Below are 2,673 nucleotides of genomic sequence, written 5' to 3' on the forward strand. Positions count from 1 at the left end.
ACACGCCGCCAGCACCACCGCATAGCGCGAGCAGTCGTCGAGCACGGTCAGTGGATGCAGGCGGCCGGCGGCGGTCGCCACGTGGCCCTTGAAGTCCATCTGCCACAGATCGTTCGCCGCCGCGCTCTCGAAGCGGATCCAGTTGCGCGCCTCCCCCGCCCGCGGCCCGTCGAGCTGCCCGTGGCGCCGCAGGATCTCCGTGGTCGTCGAGGCCGCCGGCGCTTCGGCCAGCCCCTCGCGCTGCAGCACCCGCCGGATCTTGCGGCCGCCCCAGCGCGGATGCTCGCGCCGCACCGCCAGCACCTGCTCCTCCACGGCCTCGCTCGTCCGCCCCGGGCTCGTCAGCGGTCGCCGCGACCGGTCCGCCAGGCCTTCCCGTCCCTCGGCCCGCCAGCGCGAGATCCACTTGTAGCCGCTCGTCGGACTGACCCCGAAACGACGACACAGCTCCCGAACGTTCGCCCCCTCCGCCGTCCCCAGACGACAGAACTCCTCCCGCTGCGATATGATCGAACGCTCCTCGAACGGCATGGGCTTCCCTCCGCCTCATGCCAGAAGTGTCCACCATGTCCCCGAACACCCGTCCGCCATCTCCCCGGTCTGTACACACCCTTCGAGCCGTCGAACAGCTTCAGCGCCGTCACCAGCCGCGGCCGGAAAAAGCTCGAAGTCGATCAACGCTGCCAGCATGACCAGCGCATCGGCCGTCTTCGACAGCCGCCGATACCGCTCATCCAGATCGAACAAACCCGGCTGCGTCATCGCCGTGCCTCCCGAACTCCGACGCGATCATGCAATCACGAAGCCGCCGATTTGGTGAGGTTCTTCGAGGTGCACGAATGGTCGAGCGGTTAGCCAAGCCGACCCGCTCGGTCATCACAACCGAAAAGCGTTACGGCATCGGCCATCCGCACTAATCCGCACACAGGTGTCATCAGTTATCTTAACTGCGCATACCCTTGCGATCAACGTGCACTGTGCAACGTCTTTAATCTCATGTTTCTGTACTTCCATAATTTATTCGTACTGTGAATCTTTTGTAATAAATCCTCGTGTTCAAGGATGGCTACGCCGCTTCCTGCCAGTAGCTCATTGATTGTTTCGCACAGAATACGCCGATGAGACGACATACGAAAGATCGCGTCCTGACGGATTGCCGACGGCGAAAATTCTCCCGTCGCCAGACGCGCCAATGCAACCTTGACCGCATCCCTTACAGCCTCGGGATTAGGTTCGGAAATGATAGAATTGCAGGAGTTGTAAAAATCATCACGCCCGCCAATTGACGGCGTGCTCACAACTGGCATTCCGCAGAGAAGGTACTCTAAAGATGCATAACACCCACCCTCTTCCTGCGACAGCATAAGTCCAACACGCGCCATATGCAAGTAATTTTGCACATCAGAGCCCTTGACATTTTTAAATATCTGCACTGGCTTAAACAGATCGATATTTGCATCAGAAAACTTCCAATCGTATGCGATAAATATTTTACTTTCAATAAGGTTCGTAAGCTCGTGCCGCTTAAAGATATTTGCTCTAGCATTATACACAGCGTCATACACAGCGTTCGTGCTGCCAATTGAAAAGTACCTTTCATTAATCAGTGATGAATTGTTGAATATTTTGCAAAGCTTCCGATCAATTAAACCTACAACTCTTTCGAATTCTGCCGGCGAGTTCAACAATAAGCGCACGCGTCTTTCAATCTCAGGATAGTACTTAGTAGCCCTTTCAATCTGAGTTCTAATATAATTTGCCCCTTCCGCCGAAACATTCCACGAGAACGTGAACAGAGCAACTGAATTATCCAGAACTCCCTCCGCCGCAAGTTGCGGTAAAATACCCATTCCGTCATGAAACATGAGGATATTGCATTTTGGATCGCGCACCAGCGCTTTGAGATGAGGAAATCTGTTCTCAATCATTTTCTGTACTCGTCAGGCTCTCTGAAGAAGGAAAGTTTGCGGCGTGCGCCCCGGGCGAGTGACGTAGGGTAGCCCGTCTACAGATGGGTCCGAGGTTGAGGACATGGCGGAAAGCCGGCGGATACGATCATCACTCGGGGCAGCGAGCGGCTTCAGACTCATGTAGGCGGTTGGGTGCGTGAACCGCAACCTTAGCGCCTCTGATTGTCGCGATCGGATCAATTCTCCCCAGAAGCACCGCTTTAGTCTTCCCCGGTTTGACGATCCGCGCCAGTCTTCCGGGGCGCGTCTGCAAGATCGACAGCGCGCGTTCGCCGATGGTCCCCGCGTTAGTCGCGGGGAGGCGTCGGTGATCAAACTCGGGGAGGTCATGATGATCCTGAACCTTACCCGTCAGGGTCTGTCGGTGTCGGCGATAGCCTGGCACACCGGCACCGACCGGAAGACCGTCCGCAAGTACATCGAGCACGGTATGGAGGCGCCGGCATATGGACTGCGCAAACTACTGGCGACCGTGCTCAATCCCTTCACGGCCAATCTTCGTGATCGGGTCGCCGCCAATCCACTGCTGTCTGGCCGGCGCCCTTCTGCGAGTCGAAGGAATGCGGCTAGGAGGGCGGCTACACCGCGGTTACCGACTTCCTGCGAGACGACCGGCCACCCGTGTGCTCGGGCTAGGTCGTGTGGACAAACGGGAATCCCAAACTCGGCTGATGTCTGATTCAACGCTGCTCTTTGAGGAGGG

3 protein-coding genes are annotated in these 2,673 nt (G+C 57.3%); all 3 read right to left on the bottom strand.

Annotated features, from left to right (window positions below; translation table 11 throughout):
- Positions 1 to 531 (bottom strand): helix-turn-helix domain-containing protein (locus RUR49_RS17555; protein ID WP_409147704.1); only part of this gene is annotated, 531 nt, incomplete at its 3' end.
- A gap of 15 nt (positions 532 to 546) precedes the next feature.
- Positions 547 to 762, bottom strand: coding sequence for a hypothetical protein (locus RUR49_RS17560; RefSeq protein WP_409147705.1), 216 nt, complete (start codon positions 760 to 762; stop codon positions 547 to 549).
- Between the two features lie 203 nt (positions 763 to 965).
- Positions 966 to 1,928: a glycosyltransferase gene (locus tag RUR49_RS17565; RefSeq protein ID WP_409147706.1), complete on the bottom strand. Its 963-nt coding sequence runs from the start codon at positions 1,926 to 1,928 to the stop codon at positions 966 to 968.
- Positions 1,929 to 2,673: the final 745 nt, after the last annotated feature.

The sequence above is a fragment of the Pseudoxanthobacter sp. M-2 genome (genome assembly GCF_046156265.1).
Classification (GTDB): Bacteria; Pseudomonadota; Alphaproteobacteria; order Rhizobiales; family Segnochrobactraceae; genus CAMDHY01.

Bases quoted from the DNA above. Each gene is read 5' to 3' on its own strand.
- RUR49_RS17560 (WP_409147705.1), bottom strand. From the start codon at position 762: ATGACGCAGCCGGGTTTGTTCGATCTGGATGAGCGGTATCGGCGGCTG.
- RUR49_RS17565 (WP_409147706.1), bottom strand. From the start codon at position 1,928: ATGATTGAGAACAGATTTCCTCATCTCAAAGCGCTGGTGCGCGATCCA.